The following is a 19,068-nucleotide window of genomic DNA, read 5'->3' as shown; positions in this document are numbered from 1 at the left end:
TTGAATTAATTTTTTAATTATTATACTGAAAGATAAAATCTAAAGAATATAATTGATGAGTATGGAAGATTTATATTTATGACAAAACTAGCTCTAGGGACAGTTCAATTTGGCATGGATTATGGTATTAATTCTGGTATAAAAGTTGAGCAAAATGAAGTGCTTAAAATTGTAAATTTAGCTCGTAAAAGTGGAATAACTTTAATTGACACAGCTCAACTTTATGGGTCTAGCGAAAAAGTATTAGGGAATGTAAATACTGTAGATTTTGATATTGTGACTAAAAGTCGAGCCTTCGAACAAGACATTATTAATGAAAATGAAGCGAATTTAGTAATTAATGACTTAGACCACTCTTTAAAATTACTAAAACAAAAATCACTTTATGCATTTTTAGTCCATCATGGTGAAGACCTATTGAAACCAGGTGGAGAAATGATTTTCAATAAACTTCAAATACTAAAAGAACAAGGTTTAGTAAAAAAAATTGGTTTTTCAGCTTACATTGATAATCAACTAATAAAGATAATTGAAAGATTTGACATAGACATTATTCAATTACCAATGAATATCTTAGATAACCGTTTAATTAATAATGGATTATTAAATAAATTATATTCTCGAGGAATTGAAATTCACACTCGTTCTGTTTTTTTACAAGGTCTATTATTAATGGATATGGATAAAAGACCAAAATATTTTGATAGATGGAGTAACTTGTGGAAATTTTGGTATGAATGGCTTACTGATAATAAATTGTCACCCCTAGAAGCATCTATTAGATATATGATTTCTAAACCAGAAATATCTAGAGTATTAGTAGGCGTTGATAACAAAGAACAGCTAAAAAATATCATTAATGCTAGTGATGGTAATGTTCCAACTATTCCAGAAGAATTGAAGACAGATGATCCAGACTTATTAAATCCAGGAAATTGGGTTATTAAATAAAAGTGATTTTTATTTATTTACTTAGTTTTGTGCCTGTTATGTCTTCGAAACATTCATCACTTATCTTATATAAACCTTTTTTCCACTCTGGAATGTTTTCAAAACCTATTAATGCTTTTCTTTGAAAGTTAAGGTAAAGATAATGCGAAGCTTTGTACTTAAATAAAGAATTAAAAGCAATTTTATATGCTTGTTTGGATCTATTAACTCTTCCTAATCTCCAATCTTGTACAATTCTTCTAAATACTAGGCCTGCCCATCGCTCAAACTTCCATTTTTCAAGATCATTGAATTCTTCAAATTCTATTTTTAGACCTTTGTAAATAACTTCAGAATAATCTTTATCATAGTTACCAAAATTGTGTATTCTTTCATTTAGAGTTTCACTCATCATACTAATTTGTATTTCAGTATCTTTGTGTTGCTGGCGAAGTTGATACATAAGGACAAATGCAACAATAAGAGTTGCTGTTCCTGTGATTATTTGAGCTAATACTTCTAAATCCATAAAAAGATTTTATCAGAAAAATAGTTAGAGATATAAGATCATTGGTTTATGAAATATTATAAGGAAAAAAAATATTATTTTAGTAATTTAGCATTTTATCTATAAGTAAATGATAATCTTCAGGTTTTTCACTTCTTATTCCATGGCCTGTATCAAATTCATGAAATTCAATCAATGGATTAAGATCCTTGACTTCATCCATAACTTGATCAGGTATCATTCCTCCTTTTTCTGGGTTTGCTCTGGCAATATACGTTTTTATATTAAGGTTTTTACAAATTCTTATGTAATCTTGATTAGTTGATTCTTTATTCAAAAGATTGAAACTATTATCTGAAGATTCATAAGCATTTAGGGCCCACAAAATTAAATTTATATTCCACTTCTCTTTATCTGGTCCATTTAATTCATAAACTGCGTCTAGGGAATTTTTCCAATTAGGCTTTTGACTTAAAATATTGGGAACATTACCCCATTCCTTTACATCTAAATCTTCATATGTAAAACTCCAACCAGGATCTTCAGCTAGTATTGATTTAAGTTTAGTTCCCATTTTCATTCCTATTTCACAAGCCATAAGTGCCCCATAAGAATGTCCAATAACATATGAATTTTTTGAATTAATAAATTCTATAAGTTCAACCATAGGTTGAACAAGATTATCCATATTAAAATTATCTAAATCTCCACTTTTCCCTCTACCAGGAGGGTCAATGGCATAGATAGAATATTGTTTACTATGATCAGAATCTTGTAAATAATCTGACCAACCTCTCCAACTACTCCATCCTCCGGGTATAAGAAAAATAGCTTTTTCAGATTTAATATCATTATGAAAGTAATTGATATTGGTACTTGTAGAATTAAATGTATATTCAGGCATAACTTTATCCCTTATGATTTTTATTTAAGAATATATTATCAAAGACTATTAGGGATCATTAATTCGTATTCAATATTGGTGCGGCTGAAGGGAGTCGAACCCCCACGCCTTTCGGCACATGCTCCTAAGGCATGCGTGTCTGCCATTTCACCACAGCCGCATTAAGATATTAGAGATTATTCTTTATTTCACCAAAATCTGGAAGTACTCCTGGGTTTTCTGCAACCCATTTATAGGTAATTTCACCTGAAGAATCTGCAATAAATACTGCTCTATTAGAGGAAATATACCCATCCATTCCAGCTAGACCTTCAAACTCAACATCAAATAATTTTATACATTCTTTTTTGTAATCACTTAGAAGGGGAAATGAAATATTATTTGCTTGAGACCAACCAGTCAATGCGAAAGGAGTATCTACAGAAATTCCTACTATTTGGACACCTAAATCTTCAAATTCCTTTAGGTCTGATTGGAATGTACACAATTCTTCTGTACATCCTCCAGTAAAAGCTCCAGGAAAAAATGCAATAACTGTTTTTTTCCCTTCAAATGATTTTAGATTTACAGGTTTTCTTTCAAGATCTAACAAGTTAATATCAGGGATATTCACAATTTCCTCCAATTTCAATCGATATATAGTTTACTGTTTCTATAATAATACAAGAATTCTAGATTAACAATATTAATATCTAATTACTACACACATATGTTAGGTTTCTTGGATTCCCATTTTAGTATATTTTGAAACTGTTTTGAAATATTCAGCACATCAAATTCATTTTCCATTGGACCAATTATTTGAAGACCAATTGGTAAATTATTTTTTGAATTTTCTACAGGTACTGTTGCTGCAGGGTTTCCTGTAAGATTGAAAAAATATGTTAGTGGGGTGAAATCCCAGAGTGGGTCATTTAACTTAATTCCATTAATTTCTTTTGGAGGATTATTAACCTCAAATGCAGTTGTAGCCATAGTAGGAGTAATAAGAAGATCAAAATTATTAAATAGCTTATTTAAGTAATCTCTGTAATAACCAATTTTGTTATAACATTCAAACATTCGACTGCCAGATACTTTTTTTCCATGCTCCCAATTCCTCAATAAGTAATCAGTTACCTTTTCTTTCATTTTTTTATCATCAATTAAGTTTGGATCACTAGCATATCCTTTAGTACAAAAAAAATCAAAAAATATTTCATAAATCTCTTCTGATGATTCTGGATAAAAATCTATTTCTTCAATTTCACATTCATAATGTTTTTCATAATTTTTTAAAGCACTTAATACATTCTTTGATATTTCTTTATCTATATTTGCTCCTCCTACTGAATGACTATAAGCAATTTTAAATTTTTTGTTTTCTAATAATTTTTTTATATCAAGACCGCTATTATTGATTGTTATATATTCACCTTCTTCAGAAAACCCAGATAATACATTTAGTAATATAGCAGAGTCTTCAACATGTCTAGTTATAGGTCCAGATGTGGCATTATTCACAACATTATATTTAACACTTCCATCTACAATTCTAGAAATTCTACCTTGAGTTGGTTTTATTCCATAAACTCCACAAAAAGAAGCTGGTATTCTTATGCTTCCACCTCCATCACCACCTTGACCAACAGAAGTTATACCAGAACTAACTGAAACAGCTGAACCACCACTAGATCCACCCGAGGTCATTTTCTTATTCCAAGGATTATATGTTGATCCAAAAACTCTGTTATCTGAAGTTCCAGCTTGTCCATATTCAGGCGTATTAGTTTTTCCAACTATTATTCCATCATGTTGTTTTATTTTTCTTACAACCATTGAATCATTTTTTGAAATTTCATCTCGTGGTAACGAGCCAAAAGTACATCTATAATCTTTCATTGGTTCGACATCTTTTATAGGTATTGGAATCCCAGTTAGTAAGTTTATATTTTCATTTTTTAAGAATTTTTTTTCAGCTTCTTTTGCTTTAGATAATGCATAATCCTCTGTTATTGTTATGTAAGCATTTAACTCATTATTCAATTTGTATATATTTTCAAGAGTTTCTTTTATTACTTCAACTGGTGAGGTTTCTTTCGTCTTGTATAGATTATGAAGTTCATTTATTGAAAGATATCCAAAATTATTATTAGTCATATTATTTATTTAGTTTTTTTCTATTTCTAGTTATATACTATTTTTTTAAGAATATTACATAAATTTTTCAAAGGAGATACTTATGTCACATAAAGTTGTTATTACGCAAAGTACAGCAGGTAGAAGTGGACCACCCCAAACTATGCTTGATGTTCTTAACGAAGCAGGATTAGAAGTTGAAGTAGTAGCATGCGGTAATGAGAATGATATGATTTCCGCTGGAAAAGATGCAGATGTAATGTTGGTTGGAACTGTTCCACATACAACAAGAAAAGTTTTAGAAAGTTTACCAAAACTTAAAATGGTAGGAAGATCTGGTGTTGGAGTAGATTCTATTGATCTAGAAGCAGCAACAGAGTTAGGCATATGTGTAACAAATACACCAGGTATAAATACATCAGAAGTTGCAGATCATGCAATGGCTATGTTATTGACTATTACAAGGCAAGTACCTGAATTAAATAAATATACTAAAGAAGGTGCTTGGTCAGATGATCCATCTAAATTAATGCCTGCAAGAAATCGACTTAGAAGAATTGCAGGAACAACTGTTGGAATCTATGGTTTCGGTAATATTGGAAGAGCATTTTCAAACAGAATCAAAGGATTTGGACCAGAAAAAATAATTGCTCATGATCCTTATATTCCTCAATCAGTAGCTGATTTATATGGAGTTAAATTAGTATCTTTTGATGAACTAATATCTCAAAGTGATATCATTACAGTTCATTCACCAGCTACCGCTGAAAACAATCATGCATTTAATTTAGATGCATTTTCTAAAATGAAAGATAATGTAATATTTATTAATTGTGCTAGAGGGCCAATTGTTAATGAGTCAGATTTAGCTCATGCACTAAATAATAATATTATTTATTCTGCTGGGATAGATGTTACTGAAATTGAACCTCTAGATGCAGAATCTCCATTATTAAAATCAGATAACTTATTTATAACTCCTCATTATGCAGGAGGTTCAGATTTTACTGCCTCTGAAGGATCCAAGAGATGGGCTCAAAATGCAGTAAATATACTAACTGGTCAAAAACTATGGGGCTTAGCAAATCCAGATGTAAAAAGAGTTATTACAATTATGCGAACGAATGGCTCAAATAAATGGGATAATATTCCGGATCCCGTAACTGACTTTGACTTTATGTAGAAAAAAATTAAATTTGTATTTATATTTTCTTGTAAAATTATAAAAAAATAGGTATTTTTAATAGGATAAAAAATTTTCATTTTGAGGAGAATATGGCTACTGATAAAGCTTTAATTGCACATTTATATAGGAGAGCTGGTTTTGGAACTACTCCAAAAATGCTTGAAGACTTATCATCTAAAGATTACGATGACATTGTTGATAACTTAGTTGATATAGAAAAAATCGATGATTTGCAGGATGAGGATATACTTTCTAGATACTATCCCCAATTACATTCAACGGATAATTTTGGAATGGATAATACTAAATGGTTCTATAGGATGATAAATTCTAAGAAGCCATTGCAAGAAAAAATGACCTTATTTTGGCACCATGTTTTTGCCACAGGTTGGACAAAGAGTGAACAAGGTCCAACAATGATCGATCATATTGCAATGCTCAGAACTAACTGTTTATTAAATCTTAGGATTCTTTTGAGAGACCTTGCTGCTGACCCAGCTATGATATTTTGGCTTGATAACTGCGAAAATCACGGGAAAAATATAAATGAAAACTTTGGAAGAGAGTTGCTTGAGTTATTTTCAATGGGTATAGGTAACTATACAGAAGATGATATAAAACAAGCTTCCAGGGCTTTTACTGGTTGGACATTTGAGCAGCCAATACCACTTTATCCATACGGTCACTTTAAGTCTCAGTTTATATTTGATAAAGAAGATCATGATAATGGAGAAAAAGAGTTTCTTGGTAATAAAGGTAACTTTAATGGCGAAGATATAATCGAGATCATTGTTAAAACAGATGCATGTGCAAAATTCATATCTAGGCATCTGTACAATTTTTTTGTTGCAGATGAACCACAAATTCCTGCATGGAGTATAGAACCACCTAAGGATCAAGAAGCCATGGAAATTCTTGTTAAGACATTTTTAGATTCAGATGCAGATATGAAAGAAGTAATGAGAGCAATGTTCAAGTCTGACTTCTTTAAGAATTCAATGTTCAAGAGAGTTAAATGCCCAGCAGAATTCATAGCTAGTACATTGAAACTAACATCAGATTTAGGTCCTAAAGACCCTAGACTAAGTGGTTTACATGGACTAAGCACTGTAATGGGGCAAACACTTTTAGATCCTCCAACAGTTGAAGGTTGGCATACAGGAAAAGAATGGATAGATGGTGGATCTCTTACTGAGAGAATTAACTACGCTGTTGATCTAATTAGTGATATGAATAATTCTGGATCTAAATCATTAGTTGATAGCTTGATTTACTCTGATTCTGAATTATCTTCAGAACAATTAGTAAATGGAATCTTAGAAAAAGCAGGCCATCTAGAAGTAAGCGATCAGACGTTTGTGCAACTTTTAGAAATTGCTTCAAAAGGCCCAACAGTTGGAAATAAAAAAGACTCTGAGGATGTAAGAAATAAAGTTATACAACTGTATACACTTTTAGTTTCATCTCCAGAATTTCAATTAGCTTAAGGAGTATATAATAATGGTAACTCAAAAAAAGAAATCTGGACAAAAAGATCCAGTACTTGTAGTTGTTCAGTTATCTGGTGGAAATGATTTTCTAAACACTGTTATACCTTTTACCAATGGAATTTACTATGATGTTAGAAATTATGTAGGTCATAAAGAAGGCGAATCTCTTCCATTCACTGATGAACTTGCATTTCATCCCAATGCTGAACCATTTAGAGAAATTTATAAACAAGGAAAAATGGCAATAGTTCAGGGGATAGGTTATGAAAACTCATCTAGATCTCATTTTAGAGCTATGGATATATGGCACACTTGTGAACCTAATGCTGTTGCTACTGAAGGTTGGTTAGCAAAGGTAATCAGAGAACTTGACCCTAATAGCTTAAATCCATTAACTGCAGTTAGTTTTGGAAAAGGACTTCCAAGAGCCTTGGCAGCACCGGGAGTTATAGCAACTAGTGTAGATAATCTTGATAATTACGGACTAATGACATCTATAGAAGATAATAACCAAAGAATGGCAAATTTAGATGTTTTTTCTAGAATGTACACACCAGCCGATGAATGGATGGGTGGACGTCATGAATCAGGCGTAGTTATGAATTATTTAGCTAACACTGGTTCTGGGGTACTTCAGGGGGCAGATATGTTGAAAGATGTTCCAGCTAAATATAAATCTTCAATTGAATATGCAGACAATTCTATAGCTAAAGCTCTTAGAGATGTTGTTAGAGTTCATACAGCCGATCTAGGCACTAGAGTATTTTATACTCAACACGGTGGTTATGATCATCATGCACAAGAAATGCCCGCACATGATAGGTTGATGGGAGAACTTTCACAGGGATTAAAAGACTTTATGGCCGATCTTGAAGAACATAATGCATCAGATGAAATAGTTGTCTTAGTCTTCTCTGAGTTTGGTAGAAGAATGAAAGATAACGGATCAGGTACTGATCATGGCTCTGGTGGTGGTGCTTTCATAATTGGTAATAGAGTAAATGGCGGACTTTATTCTGAATATCCTTCAATTGAACCAAGTGAATGGCTAAACGGAGAAGACCTTAAACATACTTTTGATTATAGAGGTGTTTATGGAACTCTTCTAGAGAAGCACTTAAAATTAGATCCAACAGAAATTGTATTAGGTAATTTTGAACAATTAAGTCCATTCAAATAGGAAAATATTATGACTCAACAAAAAGATAAAATAAAACAGCCTCCATTCGCAATACTTAGAGGTGGTTATAAATATAAAGAAACCTTAGGTATGAGAAGGGTAACAACTTATTGTATGGACATGGTTGAATCAAATGAAGTACTTTATGTCCTAATCAGAGCTGATGGAAACGGTGGACACATTAGACGAATAAATTGGAAAGATGAAGATCTTGATATTTTTGGTAACTTTAATTGGCCTGTTCAAATGATTCAAGATTCAGAAGGAACATTATTTGTATCTGATGAGGGTGACAATTGTATACATTCTTTGGTTGATGATGGAGAAAAAGGTTTTGTACCAATTGGTGCTGCAGGAAAAGGTGATACCGCAAAACTTGAAACATCATCAGTAACTGAAAAGATTGGTGATGGTGACCTTGATTCTCCTGCAGGTTTAGCATTTGATCAAGAAGAAAATATTTTAGTTGTAGATACAGGAAATAATAGGGTTGTTAAGTTTGATAAGTCAGGTAAATTATTAAGTGTTGTTATAGAGAATAATAGTGATAATAGTTTAGATATGCCTTGGGGCATTGCAGTAAATCATCTAGGACACATTCTTGTTTCTGATTGGAGAAATAATAGAATTTGTGTTTATGATTCTGAAGGTAAATATCTCAATTCATTTGGAGAAATACCAAATTCATTAGGACAAGATTATGTTCAATTGAAAGGTCCTGCTGGTTTATCAATAGATGATGATGGTGATATATATGTTGCAGATAGAGATAATGATAGAGTTGTAATTTACGATCCTGAGGGTAAGTACGTAACTCAATTTACCGGTGATGCTACATTATCTAAGATAGGTAAAACATACATTATGTCTAGTCCAAGAGTCTTAAGATTAAGAGAAATGTCTAATAGAGAAATCTGGAGAAAATTAAGAGCTCCAGCTTCGGTTAGAACTTACGGTAATCTAATATACATACCAGATTTTGGATGTCATAGAATACAAGTTTATGAAAAGGAAAGCTATCCATTGACGAAGGATGAGATTTTTGAACAACCAAATCATCCTACACTTTATAACGTTTAGGTTAATAAATTGCCAATAGTCTTTGGATTTTCAAATCATAGAAAAAATTTATTAGAAAAAGAACTTTCAAAATTTTCTACAGAATCTAAGCAGCTTGGGGCAAAATCTTTAGGTGTTTTCGGAGATTATCCGCTTGGAAAAATTTCTCCTGATACCTCATTAGATCTACTAATTATCCAAGAAACTGAAGAGGAATTTCACAATAGAGATGAATTCTGGATTACTCATTTGCGACCCTCTGTTCATACAAGATTTTTTGTATATACACCTAATGAATATAATGAATTACGAACAAATAGTTTAACAATAACTTCAATAATAAATTCCTTAGAAGTAATTTTTCAAGATGAAGAAGAAGTTTTGTCATGAATGAAAAATATCAAAAAGAGCATTTTAGATGGATTGGTCAATCAAAATATGACTTTGATCTTGCAATAAGATTAATGGAAACTGATTTTTCTATTTCTTGTTTCTTGTTTCAACAAGCTGCAGAGAAAATTTTAGTTTCATATTTAGTTTTGAAGGGAACAGATAAAGTATGGGGTTCTTCTATTTCTGATTTATCTGAAGATTGTATTGCAATAGATCCAACATTTGATTTTTTAAAATCATATGGGCCTATCTTAGATAAGTATTTATTTTCTACCAGGTATCCAACTTTCACAATGAGTGGTTCACCCTTTCAAATTTTTACTAAAGATGACTCCTTAAAGGCTAAAGAGATAGCTGAAGATGTAATAAAGTTTTGTAATGAGAAGATAAAGGAAATTTAATGATTGATAAAGTTGTTTTATTAGATAAGGCTGTAACTCTTGGTCAAATTTATGGAAGTAAAACAGATACAGTAGTCTATACTCAAGGGGTAGGTTTATCAGCAAGATTGAGATTAGAAAAATTAGGTTATTTTACTGGAGCTAAAGACTTTGCATTAGAGTTTTATAATGAACTTATAAATGGAAGAATTAATAAAGAAGATAAAGATTGGAGAAATGATAATAGATCGGGCATTCTATGGTTAGACGATTTATTTGAAATTATAAATGAAAAAAATATTATTGATCCAATAATTTTTCAGTCTGATAAATTTATAGATTCTCAAAATTCTATTCTTGACCCAAATATTCAAGTAGAGGATCAATTTTTTGTTTCAGCATTATTAGGAAGGGCTTATAAACATACGAAAGATGAAAAATATACAAAATTTATTTCATCTCATATATTAGATTCTCCTTTGCAAAGAGAAGATGGTATTTATATACACTCTAATGTAGCTCCATTTACTTGGGGAAGAGGTAATGGTTTTGCTACCTATGGCGCAACTGAAGCCATTAAGTATATGAAAGATTCTAAATATCTAGATGAAATAATAAATAAACATTATTCTCACATAGATTCCTTAATAAATTATCAAACTATTAATGGTGCATGGAGACAAATTATTGATGATGAAAATTCATACGAAGAACTTACTTCTACTTGTATGATTGGTTATTCTTTAGCCTCTGGAATAAAATTAGGTTACTTTCCAGAAAAGTATATGGAAATAGTTGAAAAGGCATGGAATTTTGTTGATAATAACATAGAAAATACAGGAGTAGTTCATGAATCTTGTACAGGAACAGGATCGCTTCAAAAACTAAGTGATTACTTGATTAGAAAAAGAGAAAATGGCTTTGATAATCGTGGAGGTTCATTAGCGGCTTGGTTTCTTGTTTCTATATATGAATTGGAGGGATAATGAGAAATATTTACGATACGGTCATAGTTGGCTCTGGTTCAGCTGGTTCAATTCTAGCAAATCGTTTAACAGAAGATCCAAATAAAAATGTTTTATTAATTGAAGCTGGTAATGACTATAGTAATTTGGAATATATGCCAGAAAATGTCTATTATGGACATGCAAATTTAGATATGCCTGCCTCTCAAGAACTAGATCCTCATAATTGGGCATATAAAGCCGAAAGCACTAAAGATGGACCATTAATAAGAATACCTAGAGGAAAAGTTATTGGAGGTTCATCATCTATCAATGCTCAAATTCTATTAAGAGGTATAAGAGAAGATTATGATCGTTGGGCTGAATTTGGTAATGAAAAATGGTCATTTGATAAAGTCTTACCTTTCTTTAAAAAATTTGAAAATGATTTAGATTTTTCTAATGAAGATTATCATGGAGATGAAGGTTACATAAAAGTAAAAAGAGTTCCTGAGCCAGAATGGGATGATGTTCATAGAGCATTTTATAATTCTTGTATTGACTATGGATTCCCGTCATGTCCGGATCATAATAAACCAGATTCAACAGGAGTTGGTCCACTAGGATTTAATCAAATAGATGGAGTTAGACAGAGTACAGCAATTACATACTTGAATGATATTAGGCATAGACCAAATATTAATGTTAAGAGTAATACTTATGTAAAAGAAATTATATTTGATGGCACTAAGGCTATAGGTCTTAAATTAATATCAGGAGAAGAAAGTTTTGATTTATTTACTGATGAGATAATTCTATCAGCAGGAGCTATTGAAACTCCAAAACTTCTTCTAAATTCTGGTGTTGGTGATCCTAATAAATTTATAAATCATGGCATAAAGCCGGTTATTGATTTACCAGGTGTTGGAAAAAACCTAAGAGATCATCCAATGGTTTATGTTGCTTGGGAAGCTTCAGAGAATTATTCTAATCCAACTACCAACTATTCAAGAGTAGCAATGGGATTAAGATATACCTCAGATCAATCTAATTTTACAAATGATATGATTGTCTACATGAACTCGAGTACAAAAAATAATGGAAACCCTGAAGTTCCTGATGGTATTAAAGCTAATTTGACTTTAAATTTGGAAGAAAGTTCAGGAGAGATTTCACTAAATAAAGATAATCCAGATGCATATCCACAGATAAATTATAATTACTTAAGTACAGATAATGATATAAACAGATTTGTTGAAGGTATAAAAATTCTCGAAAAAATCGGACTACATAAAGAGTTCCAAAATTATGCAGGAGAAATGAATCATCCAGACTCAAATATAAGAAATGATGATAAACTACTAAAAAAATGGTTGCGAACAAAGATGGTTACAGGACACCATAGTAGTGGAACTTGTAAAATGGGGAATGATTCCTTAGCAGTAGTTAATCAAGATGGTTCAGTTAGAGGAGTTCAAAACCTTAAGGTAGTCGATGCATCAATTATGCCTGACTGCATTAGAGCGAATACAAATGCAACAGTAATGCTTATTGCTGAAAGAATAATAGATTTATGGTAAGAGGGAGAGAAAAATGAGTAAGATGTCTGGTGGAGATGCACTAATAAGTTCTTTAGAACGAGAAGGTGTAGAAGTTATTTTTGGTTTACCTGGGGTACAAATGTATGGAGTAGTAGATGCACTCCGAAGAAATAAAAATATAAAAATGATTGTACCAAGACATGAACAGGCTACCTCATATATGGCTGATGGATATGCTAGAGCTAGCAGAGGTATTGGTGTAGCAATGGTTGTACCTGGTCCTGGACTTTACAACGCAGCTGCTGGTTTATCTACAGCATATTCATCTAACTCAAGAGTATTAATGATTGCTGGTCAAATACCTAGATCTACAATTGGTAAGGATATGGGTGGTTTGCATGAAGTTAATGATCAACTTGAAACAATAAAGCCAGTAACAAAATTTCAAAAAAGATTACTAAGACCACATGAAATTCCATCAGGAGTTTCAGAAGCTTTTAGTCATCTAAAGAATGGAAGACCAAGGCCAGTTGAAATTGAAATGCCACCAGAAACTATGGTTGAGAGTGAAGAAGTTCAACTCTTAGAAGCATCTACGTTTGAAAGAATGAAACCTAATGATGATGCAATCACTGAAGCGGTGAAACTTATTATAAATGCTAAAAATCCTTTGATATATGCTGGAACAGGAGTAATTAGATCTGAAGCTGAGGATGAATTAAGAGAACTATCCGAAATTACAAATATTCCTGTTATAACCAGTGCCGCAGCAAAAGGAGTAATATCAGATGAACATCCAAATTCTTTAGGTTCTGGGCTTACAGGTAAAGGTCAAATAAAAGATTTAATGGAAAAAAGTGATTTAATTATAATATTGGGTTCAAGATTTGCCATTAGATATCCCGCAGCTGAGAATACCAAGAAAATACAAGTTGAAATAGATAAATCTGAAATAGGAAAATTTCATAAAGATGTTCTACCTGTAATTGGTGATGCAAAAGTTTCTATTAGAAAATTAATAGACTTAACTAACCAAATGGGTGGAACAAATCTAGAATCTCCTGCATCTCAAGTAAAAAAGATAAGAGAAATTTTAGAATCTGGATCTGAAGGGCTCCAACCTCAACATGATATTTTAGATTCATTGCGTAATGGTATGCCAAAAGAAACCATTTCAGTTTGGGATATGACTCAAATGGGGTATTACTCAAGAGCAGCTTTCAAAACATATAGTACTTCAACTTATTTTGATTCTGGTTATTCAGGTAATCTAGGTTGGGCATTTCCAACAGCTATAGGTGCTAAGGTAGCAAAACCAGATACTCCAGTCGTTTCTGTATCAGGTGATGGTGGATTTATGTATAATGTTCAAGAATTATCAACAGCAGTAAAGTATGGAATTAATATTATAGGTGTCATATTTAATGATGGATATTATGGGAATGTCAGAAGAGATCTTGAATTAGATTGGGGTGGTGATTACGAAACAAGTTTTGTAAACCCTGATTTTGCAAAAATGGCTGAAACATATGGAGCTAAAGGTATAACTGTCGATGACGCTACTAAAGTAGATGAAGCTATTGAAGAAGCAATAGCGGCTAATAAACCAACATTGATTGATGTAAATATGGTTGATACTAATAAAGTACCAAGGCCATTTGCTGGAAGAGCTCCTTGGACATTACCCCATGATGAGTTGTTAGACTAATAGAGAAACTATTAAATTTCTAATATAAGTTCATTTAGGATATTTTTTTTGGTCAAGTATAATAAAAATATATACTAACTAAAAATTATAATTCTTCATGAATATAAGAAATTTTTCTATAATAGCCCACATTGACCATGGTAAATCTACATTAGCAGATAGGTTTATCGAACTTACAAAAGCTATTTCTGATAGGAATCTAAAGAATCAAGTTCTAGATACTATGGATCTCGAAAGAGAAAGAGGAATAACAATTAAAGCTCAAACAATCCAGCTCAATTATATTTTAAATCAAGAAGAATATATATTGAACTTAATCGATACACCAGGACATGTTGATTTCACATATGAAGTATCAAGATCATTAGCTGCATGTGAAGGAGCATTGCTCTTGATAGATGCAACACAAGGAGTTCAAGCACAAACTATTTCAACGGTTTATCAAGCATTTGATCAAAATCTTAAAATAATTCCTGTTATAAATAAAATTGATTCTCCACTGGCTGAGACTGAAAAAATAATCAATGAAGTTACAGACATATTAGGTTTTGAAGAAGAAGAGATTTTTATGGTTTCTGCAAAAGAGGGTACAGGGGTCAAAGAATTGTTGGAGCAAATTATAATTAATATTCCTGCTCCTAAAAGTGATTCTAGTAATGATTTAAAGGCCCTAATTTTTGATTCAAAATATGATTCATACAAAGGAGCTATAGCATACGTAAAGATTGTTAGTGGTGAAATTACAAAGGGTCAAAAAATATATTTTCATAGCACCAAATCCCATCAAGAAGCGCTGGATATAGGTTACCTAAAACCAGATCAAGTTTCTTCTAATAAACTGTCTGCAGGATTCGTTGGATATATTGAAACAGGTATAAAAAATCTTAAGGATATAAAAGTTGGTGACACAATTACAAGTATAGATAATAAAAATGATTCACCATTGTTGGGGTATAAGGAATCTGTTCCTACTGTTTATACTGGCTTATATCCAGTAGATTCTGATAAATATCAAGATCTAAGAGATGCTCTTGATAAACTTTATCTAAATGATCCGAGTTTAGTTTATGAACCTGAAACCTCTGCTGCTTTAGGTTTTGGATATAGGTGTGGATTCTTAGGAATGCTTCATATGGAAATAATTCAAGAAAGATTAGAACGAGAATATGATCTCGAACTTATAACAACTGCACCTAGTGTAACTCATACTGTTTACTTAAAATCAGGAGAAATAACTAAAATACAAAACCCATCAGAATGGCCATCAACTCAATTAATTGACCGCATAACAGAACCTTGGGTAAAGATTACAATAATTACACCTGATGAATACATTGGAAAAGTTACTGAATTTCTTTCTTCAAAAAGGGGAGAGTTTGGACAAATCGATTACATCCAAAATTCAAAAAATTTATCATCTCAAAGAGTTATTATTACTCATTATCTTCCATTATCAGAAATTTTAATAGATTTTTTTGATGGCCTTAAATCTTGCTCCTCAGGATATGCTTCGATGGATTATGAAATATTAGATGAAAGAAACGCTAATCTTGTAAAATTAGATGTCTTAGTTAATCATGAGAATGTAGATTCTCTGTCCTTGATAACTGAGAAAAGCAAAGCTCCATATAAAGGTAGAGAATTAGTAAGTAAGCTTAAAGAATTAATACCAAGACAAATGTTCCAAGTGCCAGTTCAAGCTGCCATAGGAGGAAAAATTATAGCACGAGAGAATATAAGTGCCTTAAGAAAAAATGTTTTAGCTAAGTGTTATGGTGGTGATATAACTCGAAAGAGAAAACTTTTGGAACAGCAATCAAAGGGAAAAAAAAGAAGAATGAAAATGATAGGGGCAGTCGAAGTACCTCAAGAGGCATTTATGGCTGTATTAAAACTCGATTAGTAATCTTCAAGAATTAATTTAGAGTTCTTTATAAAAAAATTAGACGCTCTAACCATTCCTTTAGGATTTCCTGTATCAAAATGATATCCATCTAGTATTTTGCCTGATACGGGAATTTTATCAATGCAGTTCATCATAGCGTCTGTAACATTTATTTCACTATCTGATTCATCTGGAATGGAATCAAAAATTGAATATTCAAATATGTATCTTCCTAGAATACCAATATTTGAAGGAGCATCACCAATTTTTGGCTTTTCTACTAGCATATCAATCTTATATCTGTCTTTATCTTCTGTAAAACTTACAATACCCTTCTTATCTATTTCATTATTCTTCAATTTATTTAAGCCTATAACATTACCACCATATTTATCATAAATATTCTTGAGTTGACCAAGTGCATTAGGTTTGGCAAAAATAAGATCATCAGGTAATATAACTGCAAATGGATTATCTCCAATTATTCTTTTTGTTAACTTAATGGCATGGCCAACACCTATAGGTTTTTCTTGCAATAAAAATTTTATATCTGCTAGATTTACAATTTGATTTTGTTCTGATAAGAGTTCTTTTTCACCTTTTATTTCTAATGCAGTATTTAATCCAGAATTTTCTGTAAAATAAGATCTAATTGTATCCATACCATCTCCGATTATAATTAATATATTTTCTATACCAAGATTAGTTGCTTCTTTTACAGCAAAATGAATCAGAGGATAGTTACCAATAGGTAGCATAGCTTTTGGTATAGATTTTGTAACTGGAAGAAGCCTTGTACCTAAACCGGCACAAGGGATAACAGCCCAATTAAGCTTTGAATTAGTGGTCATATTTTCATCATAATAACAGATTACATTAATGATAAATGAAAACCTCTAATTATCAAAATATTTCAAGAAAAATCACCACTAGGAATAAATATATTAACAATATAAAAAATACTAAAGCTATAAGGAATTTCAAATATATATAAAATAGATAAGTTTATCTAAATGAAGTAATTTATAATTATTTAGTTATGAAAAAAAAACTTGGTCAGAATTTTCTAAGAAATAAAGAGATTTCACAAAAGATTATTGATCTATCCGAAATACCACAAGATGTTGAGATAATTGAAATAGGACCAGGTGATGGATCATTAACTAACATAATTACTAAGTTGTCTAATAATATTTCTCTAATTGAGTTTGATATTGACTTAATTGAACCACTTAAGAATAAGTATAAGTCTAATAAAATTAGTGTAATTCACTCAGATGCACGAACTTATAAAATTAATGATAATAATAAAAAATATTTTATTATTGGTAATTTACCATACTATGCCGCTAATATAATAATAAGAAATTTTTTATATCAAAAGAATATTTACTCGATGGTATTTACAGTTCAAAAAGAAGTGGGTGAACAGATAGTAGCTCCAGATGGTAAAAAATCTTACTTAAGTTTTTTGATTCAATCATTAGCTAACGTAAATAAATTACTTATTATTAAAAATACTGAATTTTATCCAGTACCAAAGGTAGATTCAATGACTGTTAAAATAAATCCAAATGGAAAATTAATTGATCAAAAATATACAGAATTTGTAAGAAAATGCTTTTCAAATCCTAGGAAAAAAATTTCTAATTCCTTTTCTAGAGGTTTAGGTATAGATAATGAACTTACAAAATCTATAATTTACGAATCTAAGATAGATGAAAACTTAAGACCTCAACACTTAAAATTATCAGACTGGGAATATCTATATAAGGTGTACTTAAAGTATGTATAAAATTAAGAGTTTTGCAAAGATAAATCTTGGATTAGAAGTTTTAAGCAAAAGAAATGATAATTTTCATTCTATAAAGACTGTTATCTCTAAGATATCTTTATTTGATGAGATTCAAATAGAAAAATCTGATTTTAATAGTGTAAAACAATTAGGAATCAAAGAAGATGAAAACTTAGTCACAAAAATCCTATTACATATGCAAAAAAAATATTTTACTGAAAAAATTTCTATTAGGATAAAAAAAAATATTCCATATTCCTCTGGTTTAGGTGGAGGTTCTTCAAATGCTGCTTCTGTAATCAAAGGCTTAAATGAATACTTAGAACTTAATCTTGACTCTAAAGAAATGTTTGATATTGGATTAAGATTTGGATCGGACATTCCATTTTTTCTGGGTCCTAATACAGCTCTGATTGAAGGAAAAGGAGAAAAAATTACTTTTATTGAAAAACCAAATTTAAGTAATATTTTATTAATTTATCCAAATATTCTAATTGAAAACAAAACTTATAAGATATTTAGTAACTTAAAATCTTATACTAATGGTGAATATCAAGAACATTTACTCAAAAAAATTAGATCTAGAAAAAATATCTCAGAATCTTTATTCAATGGATTAGAAGAATCTGCACTTTCTATTTTTCATGACTTGAGAGATATAAAAAATGATTTATTAAAAATGGGTTTACCTAATATAAGTATGTCTGGAGCTGGACCTAGTTATTTTTCTATAATAGATAATGAAAAATCTTCTTATAACTTTAAAGAAATAATAGAAAAAAATACTAATCATAAATGTTATTTGGTGGATCTGTTGTGAGTATTTACAATTTAGTTTTAGGTTTTATTTTGATGCTCACTAATTGGTTATTTTTTTCTAGTTATTACAATATCTTTACAGTACTAAATACTAAAACTAACTATTTTAATTCAAGAAAACTAATTTTTTATAATATGTTAGGTTTGTTAGTTTTTATATTAATTTATTCAATAATTATCATTTTTTTTGAATACAACAATATAAAAGATTTTGATTTAATACCATTT

18 protein-coding genes and 1 tRNA gene are annotated in these 19,068 nt (G+C 30.8%); 13 read left to right on the top strand and 6 right to left on the bottom strand.

Annotated features, from left to right (window positions below; translation table 11 throughout):
• Positions 1–78: 78 nt before the first annotated feature.
• Entirely contained in the window at positions 79–951 is an 873-nt protein-coding gene (locus MK083_01335) for an aldo/keto reductase (GenBank protein MCH2673097.1), read from the top strand.
• Between the two features lie 13 nt (positions 952–964).
• On the opposite strand, the gene MK083_01330 is transcribed toward MK083_01335, so the two are convergent.
• From MK083_01330 to MK083_01310, 5 genes are all read right to left on the bottom strand, one after another.
• The gene (locus MK083_01330) at positions 965–1,459 is read right to left on the bottom strand and encodes a hypothetical protein (protein MCH2673096.1); all 495 of its coding nucleotides are present in this window, start codon (positions 1,457–1,459) and stop codon (positions 965–967) included.
• Between the two features lie 79 nt (positions 1,460–1,538).
• Positions 1,539–2,342: an alpha/beta hydrolase gene (locus tag MK083_01325; GenBank protein MCH2673095.1), complete on the bottom strand. Its 804-nt coding sequence runs from the start codon at positions 2,340–2,342 to the stop codon at positions 1,539–1,541.
• A gap of 76 nt (positions 2,343–2,418) precedes the next feature.
• Positions 2,419–2,502, bottom strand: a tRNA-Leu gene (locus MK083_01320).
• 9 nt (positions 2,503–2,511) lie between these two features.
• On the bottom strand, positions 2,512–2,955 hold the full coding sequence (locus MK083_01315; GenBank protein ID MCH2673094.1) for a redoxin domain-containing protein: 444 nt from the start codon (positions 2,953–2,955) through the stop codon (positions 2,512–2,514).
• Between the two features lie 86 nt (positions 2,956–3,041).
• Positions 3,042–4,481 (bottom strand): amidase, encoded by a 1,440-nt coding sequence (locus MK083_01310; protein MCH2673093.1) that lies wholly within the window; start codon positions 4,479–4,481, stop codon positions 3,042–3,044.
• A gap of 82 nt (positions 4,482–4,563) precedes the next feature.
• On the opposite strand from MK083_01310, the gene MK083_01305 reads away from it, so the two are divergent.
• The 10 genes from MK083_01305 to lepA all read left to right on the top strand — a co-directional run bounded on the left by MK083_01305 (position 4,564) and on the right by lepA (position 16,244).
• Positions 4,564–5,643, top strand: coding sequence for a C-terminal binding protein (locus tag MK083_01305; protein ID MCH2673092.1), 1,080 nt, complete (start codon positions 4,564–4,566; stop codon positions 5,641–5,643).
• Between the two features lie 92 nt (positions 5,644–5,735).
• Positions 5,736–7,133, top strand: a complete 1,398-nt coding sequence (locus MK083_01300; protein ID MCH2673091.1) for a DUF1800 domain-containing protein — start codon at positions 5,736–5,738, stop codon at positions 7,131–7,133.
• A 13-nt stretch (positions 7,134–7,146) separates the two neighbouring features.
• Complete coding sequence (locus MK083_01295) at positions 7,147–8,316, top strand: DUF1501 domain-containing protein (protein MCH2673090.1); 1,170 nt, start codon at positions 7,147–7,149, stop codon at positions 8,314–8,316.
• A gap of 9 nt (positions 8,317–8,325) precedes the next feature.
• Positions 8,326–9,396, top strand: a complete 1,071-nt coding sequence (locus MK083_01290) for an NHL repeat-containing protein (GenBank protein MCH2673089.1) — start codon at positions 8,326–8,328, stop codon at positions 9,394–9,396.
• A gap of 9 nt (positions 9,397–9,405) precedes the next feature.
• Positions 9,406–9,765 (top strand): hypothetical protein, encoded by a 360-nt coding sequence (locus MK083_01285; GenBank protein ID MCH2673088.1) that lies wholly within the window; start codon positions 9,406–9,408, stop codon positions 9,763–9,765.
• Positions 9,762–10,169 (top strand): HEPN domain-containing protein, encoded by a 408-nt coding sequence (locus tag MK083_01280; protein MCH2673087.1) that lies wholly within the window; start codon positions 9,762–9,764, stop codon positions 10,167–10,169. The genes MK083_01285 and MK083_01280 overlap by 4 nt, the downstream gene beginning before the upstream one ends.
• Complete coding sequence (locus tag MK083_01275) at positions 10,169–11,134, top strand: glycoside hydrolase family 88 protein (protein MCH2673086.1); 966 nt, start codon at positions 10,169–10,171, stop codon at positions 11,132–11,134. The genes MK083_01280 and MK083_01275 overlap by 1 nt, the downstream gene beginning before the upstream one ends.
• Positions 11,134–12,672, top strand: coding sequence for a GMC family oxidoreductase N-terminal domain-containing protein (locus MK083_01270; protein MCH2673085.1), 1,539 nt, complete (start codon positions 11,134–11,136; stop codon positions 12,670–12,672). Before MK083_01275 ends, MK083_01270 begins: the two co-directional genes overlap by 1 nt.
• Before the next feature lie 13 nt (positions 12,673–12,685).
• Complete coding sequence (locus tag MK083_01265; GenBank protein MCH2673084.1) at positions 12,686–14,341, top strand: thiamine pyrophosphate-dependent enzyme; 1,656 nt, start codon at positions 12,686–12,688, stop codon at positions 14,339–14,341.
• A gap of 97 nt (positions 14,342–14,438) precedes the next feature.
• Positions 14,439–16,244 carry a translation elongation factor 4 gene (gene lepA / locus MK083_01260; protein ID MCH2673083.1) on the top strand — a complete coding sequence of 602 codons (1,806 nt, stop codon included), beginning with the start codon at positions 14,439–14,441 and terminating at the stop codon, positions 16,242–16,244.
• Here the strand turns inward: lepA and MK083_01255 are convergent.
• Positions 16,241–17,077, bottom strand: coding sequence for a UTP--glucose-1-phosphate uridylyltransferase (locus MK083_01255; protein MCH2673082.1), 837 nt, complete (start codon positions 17,075–17,077; stop codon positions 16,241–16,243). The two genes, lepA and MK083_01255, sit on opposite strands and share 4 nt — an antisense overlap.
• Before the next feature lie 188 nt (positions 17,078–17,265).
• Here MK083_01255 and rsmA point away from each other — a divergent pair, with 188 nt between their 5' ends.
• A complete protein-coding gene (gene rsmA, locus MK083_01250; protein MCH2673081.1) occupies positions 17,266–18,021 on the top strand; it encodes a 16S rRNA (adenine(1518)-N(6)/adenine(1519)-N(6))-dimethyltransferase RsmA in 756 nt (251 codons plus the stop codon).
• The gene (gene ispE, locus MK083_01245) at positions 18,014–18,841 is read left to right on the top strand and encodes a 4-(cytidine 5'-diphospho)-2-C-methyl-D-erythritol kinase (protein MCH2673080.1); all 828 of its coding nucleotides are present in this window, start codon (positions 18,014–18,016) and stop codon (positions 18,839–18,841) included. The genes rsmA and ispE overlap by 8 nt, the downstream gene beginning before the upstream one ends.
• Positions 18,842–19,068: the final 227 nt, after the last annotated feature.

It is taken from the genome of Dehalococcoidia bacterium (genome assembly GCA_022451965.1).
Lineage (GTDB): Bacteria > Chloroflexota > Dehalococcoidia > Lucifugimonadales > Lucifugimonadaceae > TMED-70.
Note: the sequence above shows the minus strand (reverse complement) of the source record. Positions and strands in the feature narration are given on the sequence as shown.

Bases quoted from the DNA above. Each gene is read 5' to 3' on its own strand.
- MK083_01330 (MCH2673096.1), bottom strand. From the start codon at position 1,459: ATGGATTTAGAAGTATTAGCTCAAATAATCACAGGAACAGCAACTCTT.
- MK083_01295 (MCH2673090.1), top strand. From the start codon at position 7,147: ATGGTAACTCAAAAAAAGAAATCTGGACAAAAAGATCCAGTACTTGTA.
- lepA (MCH2673083.1), top strand. From the start codon at position 14,439: ATGAATATAAGAAATTTTTCTATAATAGCCCACATTGACCATGGTAAA.
- MK083_01265 (MCH2673084.1), top strand. From the start codon at position 12,686: ATGAGTAAGATGTCTGGTGGAGATGCACTAATAAGTTCTTTAGAACGA.
- ispE (MCH2673080.1), top strand. From the start codon at position 18,014: ATGTATAAAATTAAGAGTTTTGCAAAGATAAATCTTGGATTAGAAGTT.
- MK083_01270 (MCH2673085.1), top strand. From the start codon at position 11,134: ATGAGAAATATTTACGATACGGTCATAGTTGGCTCTGGTTCAGCTGGT.
- MK083_01310 (MCH2673093.1), bottom strand. From the start codon at position 4,481: ATGACTAATAATAATTTTGGATATCTTTCAATAAATGAACTTCATAAT.
- MK083_01255 (MCH2673082.1), bottom strand. From the start codon at position 17,077: ATGACCACTAATTCAAAGCTTAATTGGGCTGTTATCCCTTGTGCCGGT.
- MK083_01325 (MCH2673095.1), bottom strand. From the start codon at position 2,342: ATGCCTGAATATACATTTAATTCTACAAGTACCAATATCAATTACTTT.
- MK083_01335 (MCH2673097.1), top strand. From the start codon at position 79: ATGACAAAACTAGCTCTAGGGACAGTTCAATTTGGCATGGATTATGGT.
- MK083_01305 (MCH2673092.1), top strand. From the start codon at position 4,564: ATGTCACATAAAGTTGTTATTACGCAAAGTACAGCAGGTAGAAGTGGA.
- MK083_01280 (MCH2673087.1), top strand. From the start codon at position 9,762: ATGAATGAAAAATATCAAAAAGAGCATTTTAGATGGATTGGTCAATCA.
- MK083_01290 (MCH2673089.1), top strand. From the start codon at position 8,326: ATGACTCAACAAAAAGATAAAATAAAACAGCCTCCATTCGCAATACTT.
- MK083_01300 (MCH2673091.1), top strand. From the start codon at position 5,736: ATGGCTACTGATAAAGCTTTAATTGCACATTTATATAGGAGAGCTGGT.
- MK083_01275 (MCH2673086.1), top strand. From the start codon at position 10,169: ATGATTGATAAAGTTGTTTTATTAGATAAGGCTGTAACTCTTGGTCAA.
- rsmA (MCH2673081.1), top strand. From the start codon at position 17,266: ATGAAAAAAAAACTTGGTCAGAATTTTCTAAGAAATAAAGAGATTTCA.